Origin of the sequence: Halobacillus alkaliphilus, assembly GCF_900113125.1 — a bacterium.
GTDB lineage: Bacteria > Bacillota > Bacilli > Bacillales > Halobacillaceae > Halobacillus > Halobacillus alkaliphilus.
This window is the reverse complement of record NZ_FOOG01000003.1, coordinates 67,879-82,686: the sequence shown is the minus strand read 5'-3', so window position 1 is coordinate 82,686 and position 14,808 is coordinate 67,879. Positions and strand designations below refer to the sequence as shown.

Below are 14,808 nucleotides of genomic sequence, written 5' to 3'. Positions count from 1 at the left end.
ATGATGCCTCAGGGACAAATGGGGATGGGTCAAGGACAAATGCCAATGATGCCGCAAGGGTCAATGGGTCCAATGGAATAATTAAAATAAGCCACTAGCCGTGGCTTATTTTTTCATATAGGAAGAATGAAAGGTTTCTTTTCTTGTCCAATTTAACAAAAGGGAGACAAATCATGAAAACGATTGTTGTTACAGGCTACAAACCAATGGAAATTGGGATTTTCAACCCTGAAGATGATAAAGTAAGCTTTATAAAAGAAGCCATTAAGAAAAGGATTCTCTCCTTATTAGACGAAGGACTCGAATGGGTACTGATTTCAGGTCAAATGGGGGTAGAACTTTGGACCGGAGAAGTTGTACTCGATTTAAAAGAAGAGTATTCGATTAATCTGGGTGTAATTCCACCATTTGAAAATCAGCAGGAAAGATGGAAAGAAGCCTACCAACTGGTATATGAAGAGGTAACCATGATGGCAGATTTTTATAAGCCGGTTTATAATAAGGAGTATGAGGGACCGCATCAATTTCGAGCGAAAGACCAGTTTTTAGTGGAACATTCCGATGGATGCCTGGTATTGTATGATGAAGACACAAAGGGGAGCCCGGATTACTTTTTAACAGCGGCTTCTAACTATGCTGCTTCTCATACTTATCCTATTCTCTACATAACTCCATTAGATTTGGATGAAATAGTTGAAGAACTGCGGATGTCGAACCCAGATTACTGGAGCCAATAATTTTTTTCTAATACAAAATTGACATTTCAGTCAGCTTTTGAAAAAATAAACGTAATGTGCTGAACAGAGGTGAAGATAATGAACTTAGAAAATACCCACTTAACAAGTAAAGAGATTCTTGAAAAAGATTTTAAAACGTCCATGAGAGGTTATAATCAAGAAGAAGTGGATGAATATTTAGATTTAATCATTCAGGATTATGACCATATGCAGCAGGAGATGGAAAGATTACAACAGGAAAATGATCGGTTGAAACGCATGTCATCCAGAGAATCGACACAACGTGTGAAACAACCCGCCAATAATAATCATCAGGTTAATTACGATATTTTAAAACGAGTTTCAAATCTGGAAAAAGCCGTATTCGGAAATAAATTCGCTGATTGATTCCACTAATTGCCACGTGACAGCGTGGTGAATATCTGGTACAATATTTTAGTGCGTCTCTTAAGACGCTGACGAATCAAATGCATAAAGTAATTTTGAATACTCGGGTAATCGCTGTATGATTTTCATACAGAGGAAAGTCCATGCTCGCACAGTCTGAGATGACTGTAGTGTTCGTGCCTGACGAAACCATAAGTCAGGGTAGCTTTCGTAAAGCTAACGGCAAGGAAAATTCCTAAGTCTGCTAAGATATGGAATGAATACTTTGAAAGTGCCACAGTGACGAAGCCAAAATAGAAATATTTTGGGTGGAACGAGGTAAACCCCGCGAGTGAGCAACCCAAATATAGGTAGGGGCACTCTCTGAATGGAAAATGAACCAACTGAGAGGCCGGCGTATAGTCGGCAGATAGATGATTGCCACCGGAGTACGAGGTTGACCGCCGTTTGCAGTACAATGGAACAGAACATGGCTTACAGAGTATTCAAAGGTCACTTTAATTATTACTACAGCACACACCCTTCTGAAAAGCCATCTTTGCTTTTTAGAAGGGTTTTTTTATGAATACATAGTGGAGGAGATGAGGAAGATGGATCAACAGGTTACTTTGATTGCTACCGCGGCTATGGGCCTTGAAGCGATTGTTAGTAAAGAAGTAAAAGAACTTGGATATAAAGACGTTCAAGTAGAGAACGGGCGGGTAGTATTTACAGCGGATGTATCAGCTATTCCAAGGGCTAACCTATGGTTAAGAACGGCTGACCGCGTGAAATTGCTGGTAGGTAAGTTTAAAGCTGTTACATTTGATGACTTATTTGAGCAGACGAAAGCTTTACCATGGGAAAACTTTATTACAGAAGATGGTGAATTTCCTGTGGTAGGTAAATCTGTAAAATCGAAGTTGTACAGTGTACCAGATTGCCAATCTATCGTAAAGAAAGCCATAGTTGAGCGTTTGAAGAAAAAATATGGCGTGGCTTCCTGGTTAAAGGAAACAGGGGCATTTTATCGTGTGGAAATTGCTCTTCATAAAGATGAAGCGTTATTGACTATTGATACATCAGGCAGCGGCCTTCATAAGCGGGGCTACAGAGTAGGACAGGGGGAAGCTCCTTTGAAAGAAACTCTGGCTGCTGCACTCGTTCAAGTAACGAACTGGCATCCGGATGAACCTTTTGTGGATCCTTTCTGCGGGTCAGGAACCATACCTATTGAAGCTGCCTTAATCGGACAGAATATTGCTCCGGGTTTTAATCGGGAATTTGCTTCTGAGGATTGGTCGTTTATTCCACAGAAGGCCTGGGATGAAGCTTTTCAAGAGGCAGAAGATAGTGCAAACTATGATCAGCCTTTAAATATAACAGGTTCAGATATAGATCCTGACTTAATTGATATTGCTAAAAATAATGCTATGGAAGCGGGTCTTGGGGATCTTGTGACCTGGAAACAAATGCAGTTAAGGGATTTCAAACCCAAGCAGGAAAATGGTTATTTAGTCTCAAACCCTCCTTATGGTGAACGAATGGGTGAACGGCCGGAGGTGGAAGAGATGTATCGCGATTTAGGGGTTATCATGAGAGATCATCCATCCTGGAGCGTGTATGTCCTGACTTCCCATGAAGGATTTGAAAAACTTTATGGGCGGGAAGCTACGAAAAAGCGTAAGCTATTCAACGGATTCATTAAAACTGATTACTATCAATACTTTGGGAAAAAGATACGTTAATATAGAATGTTGGAGTTGACCGCCCCTAAACTTAGTATCTTTTATTTTAGGTTTTATTTGAAAATTGCATAAATCATTGAATACTTCAAATAAAGGTGAGGTGACCGCAGTGACTCAAACTGTAAAAGAAAAATTTCTTGACCTTCTAAAGGAACAATCTTCTTATGAAGAAGCCATTGGTTTAATGGCATGGGACATGCGCACAAAAGCTCCAAAAAAAGGAATGGATAACCGTTCTGAAGTTTTAGGAGTACTATCAGAGAAAGTACACGAAATACAAACATCTGACAAAATGAAATCTTATATCGATGAATTAAAAGGGCAAGATGAAGATCCGGTACTCGTTAAGTCACTGGAAGAAGCAGAAGAAACCTATAACAAAACAGCTAAGATTCCTGGAAAAGAATATCGTGAATATGTAACTCTGCAATCCAAAGCGGAATCTATGTGGACAGAAGCAAAAGATAAGAACGATTTTGAAAGTTTTCGTCCTTATTTAGAAGAGCTGGTGGAATTCAACAAGCGTTTTGCCGATTACTGGGGCTACAAAGAACATCGCTATGATGCTCTCCTTCACAATTATGAACCAGGAATTACCGTATCTAAATTAGAAGAAGTTTTCCCAAGAGTGCGTAAGGCGTTAACGGAATTGTTAGATCAAATTAAAAAAGCTCCTAAGCAGCCAGATCCTTCCGTTCTTGAAGGGCATTTTCCTAAAGCGCAGCAGGAGAAATTTAGCGAAGAAATACTGAAGCGGATGGGGTACGATTTTGAAGCAGGCCGTTTAGATGAAACGGTTCATCCTTTTGCTATCGGTTTAAATAGTAATGACGTTCGTGTTACTACTAAATACGATGAAAAAGATTTTAGAACAGCTGTATTTGGTACCATTCATGAAGGTGGCCATGCACTATATGAACAAAACATAGATCCGAAACTTACTTTCACCCCACTTGCAACTGGAACATCCATGGGCATTCACGAGTCTCAGTCTCTGTTCTGGGAGAACTTTATTTCTAGAAGGGAAGCCTTTTGGCAGAATCATTACGAATTGTTTAAAAGACACGCACCGGAAAAATTCGAGTCTCTGCCACTTGATCAATTTTACCGGGCGATTAACGAGGTAAAGCCGTCACTTATTCGAATTGAAGCTGATGAATTAACCTATTGTCTTCATATCATGGTTCGTTACGAACTTGAAAAAGCTTTAATAGGCGAAGAAATAGAAGTGAAGGATCTGCCGGAGTTATGGAATAAAAAAATGGAAGAGTATTTGGGTGTAAAGCCGGAAATGGATTCCGAAGGCGTGCTACAGGACATACACTGGGCCGGGGGAGACTTTGGTTACTTTCCGTCTTATGCTTTGGGATATATGTATGCAGCCCAAATTGAAAAAACAATGAGTAAAGAAATTGATATTAACCGAGTAATTGAACAGGGGGATTTTAAACAGATACAAGAATGGTTGACGTCTCGTATACATCAGTATGGCAAGATGAAAAAACCTCTTGAACTCCTGGAAGAAGTGACTGGGGAAGGGTTAAACCCAGATTATTTAGTAGACTATCTGACCCATAAATATAAACACATTTATCAATTTTAATATCTTTGGATTTATAAAACCCAGCTGTTAGTAGTTACAGCTGGGTTTTGCTTAATTAAGAAAATTCTTTTTTGAATTCAGGTTTTAATAATCCAGCATCTTCATAAACAGGAGCTATTTGTTCCGTAAACTCCGAGAATTTTTCATCAGCTTGCGATAAATCTGCCTCTTCTACATTAGATTCTAGTGCACTTGCAACCTCTTCATAGTAAGATTGGAGAGAAGGAAGCGCTTCTTCATATGTAGTGATTACATCTTCAGGCAGGTCGGCTTCTATTGAATAACTTGATGCTGCATCGGCAGCCTCTGCCGCGGCTTTCTGGGCTTCTTCTCCAGCAGATTTGATGGCTTCTGGGTCTGGCTCTTCAGCAACCAAGGCTTCTTCGTAAGCGGCAATTTTAGATTGATAAGGATGGAAAGTGTCCTGCATATTCATCTGGACGCTCATAATTTCTTTCTTCATTGCTTGGTCATCGTTTTTGCTTTCTTCTTCACCTGACGATTGTTCTTCCGTCTGATTTTCAGAATCACTGCTTGATTCATCAGAAGAGTCATTATTACATCCGGCAATAACCAGCGTACCTGCAATGCCCAGCATAAGTACCCATTTCTTCATAAATAGTCCCCCTTTGAGTTATGTATCACGTTTATTCTAGGGGAGGCGGGAAGGAATGTAAAGAAATTGCAAAAATGTTATAATTTACTGAGAATTTTATTTATTTTTTACTTGGGGAGGTTTAAGTATGTATTTACCGGATTTTCGATTAGATAATAAACTTGCCGTCGTCACAGGTGGCACCAAGGGTATTGGAAAAGCAATCGCTCTTGCCTATGCCGAATCAGGAGCCGATATTATTTTAATTGCTCGTAATGAAAAGCAGCTAAACAAAATGAAAGACACAGTAGAATCTCTAGGACAGCAAGCTTATACAATTTGTAAAGATATCCAGCAATATGAGGCGATTAAAGAGGAAGTGGAAGAAATCCGCGGTGATCGAGCTATAGATATTTGGGTCAATAATGCAGGGATGAACATACGATCAGAAGCTGAACACGTAAGTGAGGAAGAATGGGACCAGATTGTTTCAACCAACATGAAAAGTGCGTTTTTCTTATCTCAATATGCGGGGAGGGTAATGAAACAACATAGACAAGGAAAGATTATTAACATTTCATCAGTAGGCGGTCATACAGCGCTAAGAACCGGAGTCGTATATGCTATGACAAAGAGTGCTCTTATTCAAATGACAAAAAATCTTGCACTGGAGTGGGGGAAGTATCAAATAAATGTAAATGCAATCGGTCCGTGGTACTTTCCGACTTCCTTAACGGAGCAGCTGTTACAGGATGAAGATTATGTGCAATCCATTCTTGAAAGAACACCTTTGAACCGAATAGGAAAGCTTGAAGAACTGTCGGGTGCTGCAGTATTTCTTGCTTCAGACGCAGGTAACTATATGACAGGCCAGACTCTATTTGTAGATGGCGGGATGACTATTTATGGATTTTAAGTATAGACGAGCAATCAACTTTGGTTGATTGCTCGTTTTTATTTTAAGTTAAAAACTGAAAGACAGCTTTCTTTAAGCTCATAATCAAGCCGGATTGGGAGCATATTAAGGAAAAGGAGGTTGTCGAATGGCCTATATACTTTCAACCGGACTGCAAGAAGCTGAGTACGAATATTCTCAAGAAACAGTACAATCACTTATTTATAACCTTTTCCCCCTCAAATCTCATGAAAAAAACCGGCTGCTGCCAATCTTCGAACATGCTCAAATAGATAAAAGACAGTTCTCAGCAAGTATGGAGTGGTTTGAAAAACCGCACGGATTAAAGGAGAGAAATGAATTATTTCACGAAAAGGCGTTGAAATATGCGAAGGGTGCTATCGAATCATGCTTGTCTAATCTTCAGTTCTTAAAGCAAGAAGTGAGTCCTTCTATGATAGATCACATAATCTTCGTATCTTCCACTGGAATCAACACACCTACACTGGATACTTACTTTATTAATGATTTAAACTTCAAAGAAACAGTGAAAAGGACCCCGATGTTCGGATTAGGATGCGCTGGAGGGACAAGCGGAGTGGCACGAGCGTTTGAATGGCTTCAAGGTCACCCTGAAAAAAATGTTTTAGTAGTATGTGTGGAACTTTGCAGTTTAACCTTCCAATTAACCGATCAACGAGTAAGTAACTTTGTAGGAACTGCCTTGTTTGGAGACGGTGCCTCAGCGGTGCTCATGAGTGGAGAACGTTCAAAACTTCGAGAAATGGCGTGTCTGAATACGGCTAAGGTATTAAATTCAAGTTCCAGACTCAAGCCGTTCAGCACAGATGTAATGGGATGGAGAGTAGTGGATACAGGATTTGAAGTTATTTTTAATAAAAGCATACCAAGATTAGTAAAATCATTTTGGAGTCTTCATATGAAGGAAGTTTTAGCCGAAAACCTTTGGAAAATCAATGAGTTGCCGTTTATCGTAGCCCATCCAGGTGGAAGAAAAGTGCTGGAAGGTTACAAAGAAGTATTTGAATTATCTGGTCATACGTTAAAGTTTTCAGAGAATGTGTTGAAAAACCACGGAAATATGTCTTCCCCCACGGTGCACTTTGTATTAAATGAGGCGATGGCGAGTGAACCTGAAAAAGGTACAAGGTCCTGTATGACGTCCCTCGGACCTGGTTTTAGTTCAGAAATAGTAAGTTTGGAGTGGGTGTAAATGGAAGGGTTTTTATGGATTCTGTTTTCATTTTTGGTTATTCAAAGGTTAGCAGAGTTAGCTCTTGCCAGGTCTAATCGAAAATGGATGTTGAACAGAGGAGCCGTTGAAACAGGAGAAAATCATTATATTTTGTTTATTGTGCTCCATAGTTTATTCTTTGTTTCACTTTTTTCAGAGTTTGCTTTCACTTCGTACCATTATAGTCGTGTTTTTTATCTTTCTCTTAGCATGTTTATCCTTCTTCAGATCTTAAGGATATGGTGTATCTCAAGCTTAGGGAGGAGATGGAATACACGAATCCTTACCTTGCCTGATGAAAAGCCTATAAAGAAAGGTCCGTACAGGTATCTTCCTCATCCCAATTACGTTATAGTGTTTTTGGAATTACTATTTATTCCACTGCTGTTTCAAGCTTATATAACGGGAATTGTTTTCCCGTTTCTGCATTTGCTTGTACTTATGGTACGCATTCCTGCAGAAGAAAAGGCTTTAGAAGAGAGGGTATAAAACTTATTGACAGTTGCTTTTTTTATAAGGGGTCTGCTATAATCTAATTAGTATTGAAAATCATTATCATTTAGAAGGGTGCGGGAACATTATGATGGTGATCATCTTTTTGGTTGTCGCTGTTTATAGTTGCTTGATGGTTTGGGTATTAGCAAAGGTTGGATCAGTACCTGCTCGCTCGGTTATAGATATGGTAAAAGGGAATGTAAAACCAACTCCTTCACAAAATAGAAAATCATATGAACGAACAATTTCAGCCAGGTAAATACACCTGGCTTTTTATTTTTGCTATAATAGAGAAAAAGAAGGAATAATGTCGAAAGCTGATTACTGTCTAATTCATTAGAAGAACTTTAAAAATTGTGGCTTATCTTACCTTCTTGTTCCTATTTTGAAGAAACGCTAGTCGTTTATACATAGTTGAGCGTTAAGCGTAATGGGATAAGGCAGTAAAATGTAAGGAGTGACTTATGAAAAAAAACCATGCATTAGCCTACTTTTTAGAGGATTTGTGGACGAGGGGATTTAAATTAAGTGATGAAGATGTAAGATTTATTTACTTTGGTAAGAATTCAGCCAATGCTTCCGAATGGAAAACCATTATTGCGGTAAAGATTACTTTAAAATTCCAGCAAGCTTTTGACCCGAGTTTTTTTATAAGTGTATTGGAACACATCGCTAAGCCGCATATTAATTCGAAACGCCAGGCTTATCGGTCTATAGAAGAACGCGTTTCTTCTTCCAAACTTCCTTTAAATTAAGGATCTGTGAACTTTCTGCAACGAAATGAAAGGAAGCAGGTCCCAGTTATAAAGCAGTACGTTAAAAGTACAGACCGTTTCTGCAGAACTTTGATTTATCCTCTTGCTCTTCCCTCGAATTATAAGCGTTAACACAGATACAAATCTGACTTAAGCAACCATCCTTCAATCAAACCACTTTCAATAATCCACCTGGGCACCAAGGCTATCGGGAAAAATAAAAACTTGTAGGAAAAACCGGATTTCCCTACAAGTTTAAAGTCTGTTTTAGCTATGTTTTGTAAATTTTAAAAGCGCGGCGCGGGCAACTCGGTCGGCGTTTTTATTTTGCTTTTCTGGTACCCACTTATAGAATACGTATGGAAAGAATTTTTCCAATTCCTGAATGGTCTTAAGAAAAAATGAAAATTTCTCATTTTTGGTATAGCCTTTTTCAATGGTATCAATGACTATTTTTGCGTCAGATCGAATAGATATGATTTCTTCAGGGAAATCTTCTTTGCATACTTCAAGGGCCTTAATGACGGCTAAAAATTCAGCTTCATGGTTATTCCTTTCATTTAGATAGAAGCTGTGTTCTATAAGCGTGGCTCCTTGTTTGATAATGACTCCAGCAGCACTAGGGCCTGGGTCGCCGCTTGCCGCAGCATCTGTATAAACTTCGATCAATTCAAACAGCTCCTTCAAAATTCAGCATGCTTAAACTTTTTGGCTGCATATAAAAACGGGGTATCGATAGCAGCTACAATAAATTTAATAATATAAGTTGTCAAGAATATTTCCAGCCAAACTTCGAAAGGGTAGAGCCCTAAAAACGCAATAGAGCAGAAAATAGCGCTGTCTAAGAGCTGGCTGACCATTGTGCTTCCATTATTTCTTATCCATAGCGTCTTATCACTTGAGAATAATTTCTTCAAGCGTGCGTACATCCACACGTCAAAATACTGACTGATAATATAAGCTGTCAGACTGCCAAGAGCAATGCGGGGCACAATGCCGAACAAACTCTCAAGAGCAGGCTGAGCCACATCATTTTCTCCCGGCGTAAACTGAATAGCCAGCTGCATCATAATGGTCAAAGCTATCAGGGTAGAAAATCCCATCCAGACAGCTTTTCTTGCATCTTTCTTTCCGTACTTTTCATTTAATATATCTGTGGCCAAAAAGGCTGTTCCATAAATGATATTTCCAAGAGTAGCATTTAATCCGAACAATTCAATGGTTTTGACTACCTGAATATTGGCAACTACCGTGGACATTCCTATCCATACAAAAAGTCCGGGTTTACCAAAGATGCGGTAAATCATTAGTAATAAACTGAAATTAATGATAGCGAATAATATCCATAACCATTCATTACTCATTTAATTACCTCCTTAGTTTTGATATCGCGGGAGTTTGCGAACCGCGCCGCTAGACTAACAGCCGTTAATTATACGAGGGAGGGCTTGTTTTTTCAAGGAAAACATAAAAAAAGCAGCCCTAAAGGGGCTGCTTTGGATTTCATTTATTGTTTTTCAACATTAGCTGCTTGTGGTCCGCGGTCGCCTTCTACAATTTCGAAAGAAACTGTTTGGCCTTCTTCTAGAGATTTGAAACCTTCTTCTTGAATAGCAGAGAAGTGTACGAATACGTCGTTTCCCCCTTCTACTTGGATGAAGCCGTAACCTTTTTCCGCGTTAAACCATTTTACTGTACCGTTTTGCATGATATGAATCCTCCTAAAAACTTCTTACACGTAATACGTGATAAATTACAAATGGTGATGACAACATAAAAAATCCATAGAAACTCGGAACAATAAACTCCAGAGTACTTCTATGGGAACTACCTTGCATTTATGTTTCCGATCACCTTATTTGCTTAACTACAATATAACGTATCGATAAAGTGACGTCAATAATCTGAATATGATTTTTTATCAGGTTACTGGTTCAGGTTACTGGTTAAAAATTAATGATGTTTGTTTATTCAGCTTTTCCGACGCTTGAATGAGCCTGAGCTGTGAAAGTCCTTTCCTTATTCTCGGCCAATAATGTATAGACTGTTAGTTTAAAAATCAGTCAGCTTTTGTAGAAAACTATCTAAAACTTTGTGAAGTGATGTAAAAAAAAGGTAAGATAGGTTGTAAAGGGAGTGAAACTATGAAGACAGATATTGAAATTGCTCTTGAAGCGAAGATGAATCCTATTTCCTTAATTGCAGAACAGATGGGACTGGCAGAAGAGGATTGGGAACCTTTTGGACATTATAAAGCCAAGTTATCCGACCAGCTGCTTAATAAACTGGCTGATCGACCAAACGGAAAGGTTATTCTTACCACGTCCATTAATCCTACTCCTGCTGGTGAAGGCAAATCTACTGTGACGGTAGGGTTAGGGCAGGCCTTAAATCAGTTGAATAAAAAAGCGGTTATTGCATTAAGAGAGCCTTCACTTGGACCAACGATGGGACTCAAAGGCGGTGCTTGCGGAGGCGGATATTCCCAGGTTGTTCCTATGGAAGAGATTAACTTGCATTTTACTGGGGATATCCACGCGATCACGACTGCTAATAATGCGTTATCCGCATTTATAGATAACCATATTCATCAGGGTAATCAGCTGAACATTGATCCAAGAAGAATTACATGGAAGCGAGCTTTAGATATGAATGATCGATCCTTACGCCAAGTCATTGTTGGTTTAGGTGGTGCAGTTAGAGGAGTTCCCAGGGAAGACGAGTTTACGATCACTGTGGCTTCTGAGATTATGGCCGTGCTTTGTCTGGCTGCTGATTTACAGGACTTAAAAAAGAGGCTTTCCAGAATTATTATTGGCTATACATATCAGCAAGAGCCGGTTACTGTTAATCAGCTGGGTTTCCAGGGTGCTTTAACATTATTACTGAAAGACGCCATGAAGCCGAATCTTGTCCAAACATTAGAAAACACACCTGCCATTATTCATGGAGGACCTTTCGCAAATATTGCTCACGGGTGTAACAGTGTAATGGCTACAAAGATTGCTGCAAAGTTAGGTGACTATGTGGTAACGGAATCTGGGTTTGGGGCTGATTTAGGCGCAGAAAAATTCCTAGACATCAAAACTCGGGCGGGAGATTTTGAGCCTGATGCTGTTGTAATTGTAGCTACTATTAGAGCATTGAAAATGCATGGCGGTTTGAATAAAAAGGATTTGCAGCAAGAGGACCTGGGGGCCTTGGAAAAAGGGATGGAGAATCTTGAAAAACATTTGGAAACTATTCGTCAATTCAATCTTCCCTTTATCGTAGCTGTTAACCAGTTCTCTTCTGACACTCAGGCAGAAATTGACTATTTACGGAAATGGTGTGAGGCACAGGGTGCACCTGTATCGGTCATTGATGTGTTTACGAAAGGAGGGGAAGGAGGCATTGATCTAGCTAAGAAAGTGGTAAAGGTCTGTGAAAATAAATCTGCACCTCTTACTTATACTTATGATTTATCCGACAGCATAGAGGAAAAGATCCAAAAGATTGCTGGTAAAGTGTATGGAGCAGAAGGAGTTCAATTTTCCACTCAAGCAAAAAAACAATTACATCAAATAAAACAGTTAGGGTATGGACAATTGCCCATCTGTATGGCAAAAACCCAGTATTCTCTTTCGGACGATCCTTCTCAGCTTGGCCGTCCGAGAAACTTCCATATTACAGTTCGTGAGTTTAGACTATCTGTAGGAGCTGGTTTCATTGTTGCTCTGACCGGTGAAGTGATGACCATGCCCGGGCTGCCTAAAAAGCCGGCGGCTCTTCAAATGGATGTTACCGAGGATGGAACGATTAAGGGTTTATTCTAATAGAGTCTCAGCCCCTGGCTTTTTCTAGTCAGGGGGATGTTTTTTTTGCTACAATGATTTTAATTACATACGAGGACAAGGAGGAAGAGGATTGGCTATTCAAATCGGTGTGACCGGATGGGGAGATCATGCTTCCCTATACTCACATCAAACAAAAGGAAACGAAAAATTATCTGAATATGCTTCTCATTTTCCTGTGGTAGAAGTAGATACCGCATTTTATGCAATACAGCCGCAGTCCCATTACGAGAAGTGGATCAAACAAACACCAGAATCCTTTAGTTTTGTGATAAAAGCATTTAGTCATCTGACAGGACATGATAGACAGGAACGTACCAAACATGAAGCAAAAGAATTGCTGAAGCAGTATGAGGAATCCATACAGCCTGCCTGGGAAAAAGGTAAAATCAACGCTCTTTTATTCCAATTTCCACCGTGGTTTGATGTAAAAAAGCAAAATATACAAAAATTGCGCTTTATTAGAGAGTGGCTTTCCGATTATCCTCTTGCGCTTGAATTTAGAAACCAAAGTTGGTTCCAGCCCCAGTATAAAGAACAGACCTTATCATTTATGAAAGATCAACAGTGGATTCATACAATTTGTGATGAGCCTCAAGCGGGGGAAGGTTCAGTGCCCCGCGTTTTAGAGCCCACACACCCGAGTAAATCACTTGTCCGCTTTCACGGACGCAATGTCCACGGATGGAATAAGAACGGCAGGGAGGATTGGAGAAAAGTTCGTTTCCTTTATAGGTATAATGAGGAAGAACTGAGGGAATGGGCTGAAAGAATCCAGGAACTAAAAAAACAAACCCCAGAGATTACACTACTTTTCAATAACAATTCCGGCGGAGATGCTGCGGATAACGCTAAACATATGCAGGACATCTTAGGAATTACTTACGATGATTTGAATCCCAGACAAATGGACCTGTTTCAATTTTAGGAGGATTTATGGAGAAAGACCAGCGTCTAAAAAGAATTAAAAATCATGTGAAAAAACAATTCGAGTATGATACGACAGGCCATGACTTTGATCATATGAAGCGTGTTGCGCTTTGGTCCCGTAGGATCGCAGGTGAAGAAGAAATCGATCCGTTGCTTGCAGAGGCAGCAGGATGGCTCCATGATATTGGAGATGAAAAATTATTTTCAAACCCTGATAAGGCAGTAGAAGATAGGGATCGTTTACTTCACGATTTGGATTTTACCCATTTCCAAAGGAGTGAGATTGAAAAAGCTATTGAGACCGTTTCCTTTAGAAAAGGTAAAAAGCCTACATCAGAATTAGGAGCTGTTGTCCAGGACGCAGACCGGTTGGATGCCATCGGTGCCATTGGCATTGCTCGTGCATTTACATATGGAGGGGCAAAGGGCCAGAGCATCGATAGCGAAGAAAAGGATACTCCATCTTCCATTCAACATTTTCACGATAAATTAGTAAAGCTTTCTGGGATGATGAATACGGAAAGTGGAAGGCGGGAAGCTATGCGCAGGCACCGTTTTATGGAAATGTACTTATACGAATTTAATAGAGAAAAACAGATAGATCGTGATATTCACCTAGAGGAGGGACATAATGGTTAAAAATGAACAAGCATATTTAGATTTATGCCAGCACGTCCTTGATGCAGGACATGAAAAAGGAGATCGTACAGGAACGGGAACCTTCTCCGTATTTGGACACCAGCTCAGGTTTAACCTTGAGGATGGTTTTCCGCTTTTAACAACTAAAAAAATCCCCTTTCGGTTAGTAGCAAGTGAACTGCTGTGGTTTATTAAAGGTGATACGAACATTCGTTACCTTCTTCAGCATAATAACAACATATGGAATGAGTGGGCTTTTCAGGCGTGGGTGGAAAGCGATGAATACCACGGACCTGATATGACGGATTTTGGAAGAAGGAGCTTAAAAGACAAAGACTTTAAAGAACAATATGATGAACAAATGAAACGATTTAAAGAAAAAATTCTTACAGATGATTTGTTTGCTGAGCGATTCGGTGATTTGGGAAATGTTTATGGAAAGCAATGGCGTGCGTGGAAAACTTCTCAAGGCGAAACGATCGACCAGTTAAAGAACGTGATTGAAGGTATTAAAAGAAATCCAGATTCCAGGCGGCATATAGTAACAGCGTGGAATCCTGAGGATGTACCATCGAACATGGCTTTGCCACCTTGCCATGCGCTTTTTCAGTTCTATGTAGCTGATGGAAAACTTTCCTGTCAATTGTATCAAAGAAGTGCTGACATTTTTCTAGGGGTGCCATTTAATATTGCAAGTTATGCACTGCTCACCCATTTAATTGCCCGTGAGTGTGATCTGGAACCTGGAGAGTTTGTTCTTACACTGGGAGATGCCCATATTTACAGCAACCATATAGAACAAGTGCACAAGCAGTTGAACCGAACACCTAAAGCACTACCAAAAATCTCATTAAATCCTGAAAAAGATAGTGTATTTGATTTCGAGATGGAGGACATTTCCATAGAAGGGTATGACCCGTATCCCGGAATTAAAGCTCCTATAGCTGTATAAAACCA

The 14,808-nt window shown here is 39.7% G+C and carries 16 protein-coding genes and 1 other RNA gene; 13 read left to right on the top strand and 4 right to left on the bottom strand.

Annotated features, from left to right (window positions below):
- Nucleotides 1-173 precede the first annotated feature (173 nt).
- From BMZ06_RS03065 to BMZ06_RS03045, 5 genes are all read left to right on the top strand, one after another.
- Nucleotides 174-737, top strand: coding sequence for an SLOG family protein (locus BMZ06_RS03065; protein WP_089750023.1), 564 nt, complete (start codon nucleotides 174-176; stop codon nucleotides 735-737).
- A 78-nt stretch (nucleotides 738-815) separates the two neighbouring features.
- Nucleotides 816-1,124 (top strand): cell division regulator GpsB, encoded by a 309-nt coding sequence (gene gpsB, locus BMZ06_RS03060; RefSeq protein WP_089750021.1) that lies wholly within the window; start codon nucleotides 816-818, stop codon nucleotides 1,122-1,124.
- A gap of 99 nt (nucleotides 1,125-1,223) precedes the next feature.
- Nucleotides 1,224-1,606, top strand: an RNA gene (rnpB, locus tag BMZ06_RS03055) — RNase P RNA component class B.
- A gap of 108 nt (nucleotides 1,607-1,714) precedes the next feature.
- On the top strand, nucleotides 1,715-2,851 hold the full coding sequence (locus BMZ06_RS03050; protein ID WP_089750019.1) for a THUMP domain-containing class I SAM-dependent RNA methyltransferase: 1,137 nt from the start codon (nucleotides 1,715-1,717) through the stop codon (nucleotides 2,849-2,851).
- A 109-nt stretch (nucleotides 2,852-2,960) separates the two neighbouring features.
- Nucleotides 2,961-4,454 (top strand): carboxypeptidase M32, encoded by a 1,494-nt coding sequence (locus tag BMZ06_RS03045; protein WP_089750017.1) that lies wholly within the window; start codon nucleotides 2,961-2,963, stop codon nucleotides 4,452-4,454.
- A 55-nt stretch (nucleotides 4,455-4,509) separates the two neighbouring features.
- Here BMZ06_RS03045 and BMZ06_RS03040 read toward each other — a convergent pair whose 3' ends face one another.
- Nucleotides 4,510-5,070 carry a hypothetical protein gene (locus tag BMZ06_RS03040; protein ID WP_089750015.1) on the bottom strand — a complete coding sequence of 187 codons (561 nt, stop codon included), beginning with the start codon at nucleotides 5,068-5,070 and terminating at the stop codon, nucleotides 4,510-4,512.
- Nucleotides 5,071-5,197: 127 nt separating this feature from the next.
- Between BMZ06_RS03040 and BMZ06_RS03035 the strand changes: the two genes are divergently transcribed.
- The 4 genes from BMZ06_RS03035 (at nucleotide 5,198) to BMZ06_RS03020 (ending at nucleotide 8,449) form a co-directional block, all read left to right on the top strand.
- Nucleotides 5,198-5,965 carry an SDR family NAD(P)-dependent oxidoreductase gene (locus tag BMZ06_RS03035; protein ID WP_089750014.1) on the top strand — a complete coding sequence of 256 codons (768 nt, stop codon included), beginning with the start codon at nucleotides 5,198-5,200 and terminating at the stop codon, nucleotides 5,963-5,965.
- A 127-nt stretch (nucleotides 5,966-6,092) separates the two neighbouring features.
- Complete coding sequence (locus BMZ06_RS03030) at nucleotides 6,093-7,178, top strand: type III polyketide synthase (RefSeq protein WP_089750011.1); 1,086 nt, start codon at nucleotides 6,093-6,095, stop codon at nucleotides 7,176-7,178.
- On the top strand, nucleotides 7,179-7,688 hold the full coding sequence (locus tag BMZ06_RS03025; RefSeq protein WP_089750009.1) for an isoprenylcysteine carboxyl methyltransferase family protein: 510 nt from the start codon (nucleotides 7,179-7,181) through the stop codon (nucleotides 7,686-7,688).
- A 470-nt stretch (nucleotides 7,689-8,158) separates the two neighbouring features.
- Complete coding sequence (locus tag BMZ06_RS03020) at nucleotides 8,159-8,449, top strand: DUF6123 family protein (RefSeq protein ID WP_089750007.1); 291 nt, start codon at nucleotides 8,159-8,161, stop codon at nucleotides 8,447-8,449.
- Between the two features lie 267 nt (nucleotides 8,450-8,716).
- Here the strand turns inward: BMZ06_RS03020 and BMZ06_RS03015 are convergent, their stop codons facing one another.
- The 3 genes from BMZ06_RS03015 to BMZ06_RS03005 form a co-directional block, all read right to left on the bottom strand.
- Nucleotides 8,717-9,118, bottom strand: coding sequence for a ribonuclease HI family protein (locus tag BMZ06_RS03015; RefSeq protein WP_089750004.1), 402 nt, complete (start codon nucleotides 9,116-9,118; stop codon nucleotides 8,717-8,719).
- A 14-nt stretch (nucleotides 9,119-9,132) separates the two neighbouring features.
- The gene (locus BMZ06_RS03010) at nucleotides 9,133-9,813 is read right to left on the bottom strand and encodes a queuosine precursor transporter (RefSeq protein WP_089750003.1); all 681 of its coding nucleotides are present in this window, start codon (nucleotides 9,811-9,813) and stop codon (nucleotides 9,133-9,135) included.
- Between the two features lie 143 nt (nucleotides 9,814-9,956).
- On the bottom strand, nucleotides 9,957-10,157 hold the full coding sequence (locus BMZ06_RS03005; protein ID WP_014643463.1) for a cold-shock protein: 201 nt from the start codon (nucleotides 10,155-10,157) through the stop codon (nucleotides 9,957-9,959).
- Between the two features lie 436 nt (nucleotides 10,158-10,593).
- Here BMZ06_RS03005 and BMZ06_RS03000 point away from each other — a divergent pair, with 436 nt between their 5' ends.
- The 4 genes from BMZ06_RS03000 to BMZ06_RS02985 all read left to right on the top strand — a co-directional run bounded on the left by BMZ06_RS03000 (nucleotide 10,594) and on the right by BMZ06_RS02985 (nucleotide 14,803).
- Nucleotides 10,594-12,264 (top strand): formate--tetrahydrofolate ligase, encoded by a 1,671-nt coding sequence (locus BMZ06_RS03000; protein ID WP_089750001.1) that lies wholly within the window; start codon nucleotides 10,594-10,596, stop codon nucleotides 12,262-12,264.
- 91 nt (nucleotides 12,265-12,355) lie between these two features.
- A complete protein-coding gene (locus BMZ06_RS02995; protein WP_089749999.1) occupies nucleotides 12,356-13,210 on the top strand; it encodes a DUF72 domain-containing protein in 855 nt (284 codons plus the stop codon).
- 8 nt (nucleotides 13,211-13,218) lie between these two features.
- A complete protein-coding gene (locus BMZ06_RS02990) occupies nucleotides 13,219-13,851 on the top strand; it encodes an HD domain-containing protein (RefSeq protein WP_089749996.1) in 633 nt (210 codons plus the stop codon).
- Entirely contained in the window at nucleotides 13,844-14,803 is a 960-nt protein-coding gene (locus tag BMZ06_RS02985; protein WP_089749994.1) for a thymidylate synthase, read from the top strand. Before BMZ06_RS02990 ends, BMZ06_RS02985 begins: the two co-directional genes overlap by 8 nt.
- The last annotated feature ends 5 nt before the right edge of the window (nucleotides 14,804-14,808 follow it).

Bases quoted from the DNA above. Each gene is read 5' to 3' on its own strand.
- BMZ06_RS03065 (WP_089750023.1), top strand. From the start codon at position 174: ATGAAAACGATTGTTGTTACAGGCTACAAACCAATGGAAATTGGGATT.
- gpsB (WP_089750021.1), top strand. From the start codon at position 816: ATGAACTTAGAAAATACCCACTTAACAAGTAAAGAGATTCTTGAAAAA.
- BMZ06_RS03050 (WP_089750019.1), top strand. From the start codon at position 1,715: ATGGATCAACAGGTTACTTTGATTGCTACCGCGGCTATGGGCCTTGAA.
- BMZ06_RS03040 (WP_089750015.1), bottom strand. From the start codon at position 5,070: ATGAAGAAATGGGTACTTATGCTGGGCATTGCAGGTACGCTGGTTATT.
- BMZ06_RS03035 (WP_089750014.1), top strand. From the start codon at position 5,198: ATGTATTTACCGGATTTTCGATTAGATAATAAACTTGCCGTCGTCACA.
- BMZ06_RS03030 (WP_089750011.1), top strand. From the start codon at position 6,093: ATGGCCTATATACTTTCAACCGGACTGCAAGAAGCTGAGTACGAATAT.
- BMZ06_RS03025 (WP_089750009.1), top strand. From the start codon at position 7,179: ATGGAAGGGTTTTTATGGATTCTGTTTTCATTTTTGGTTATTCAAAGG.
- BMZ06_RS03020 (WP_089750007.1), top strand. From the start codon at position 8,159: ATGAAAAAAAACCATGCATTAGCCTACTTTTTAGAGGATTTGTGGACG.
- BMZ06_RS03010 (WP_089750003.1), bottom strand. From the start codon at position 9,813: ATGAGTAATGAATGGTTATGGATATTATTCGCTATCATTAATTTCAGT.
- BMZ06_RS03005 (WP_014643463.1), bottom strand. From the start codon at position 10,157: ATGCAAAACGGTACAGTAAAATGGTTTAACGCGGAAAAAGGTTACGGC.
- BMZ06_RS03000 (WP_089750001.1), top strand. From the start codon at position 10,594: ATGAAGACAGATATTGAAATTGCTCTTGAAGCGAAGATGAATCCTATT.
- BMZ06_RS02990 (WP_089749996.1), top strand. From the start codon at position 13,219: ATGGAGAAAGACCAGCGTCTAAAAAGAATTAAAAATCATGTGAAAAAA.
- BMZ06_RS02985 (WP_089749994.1), top strand. From the start codon at position 13,844: ATGGTTAAAAATGAACAAGCATATTTAGATTTATGCCAGCACGTCCTT.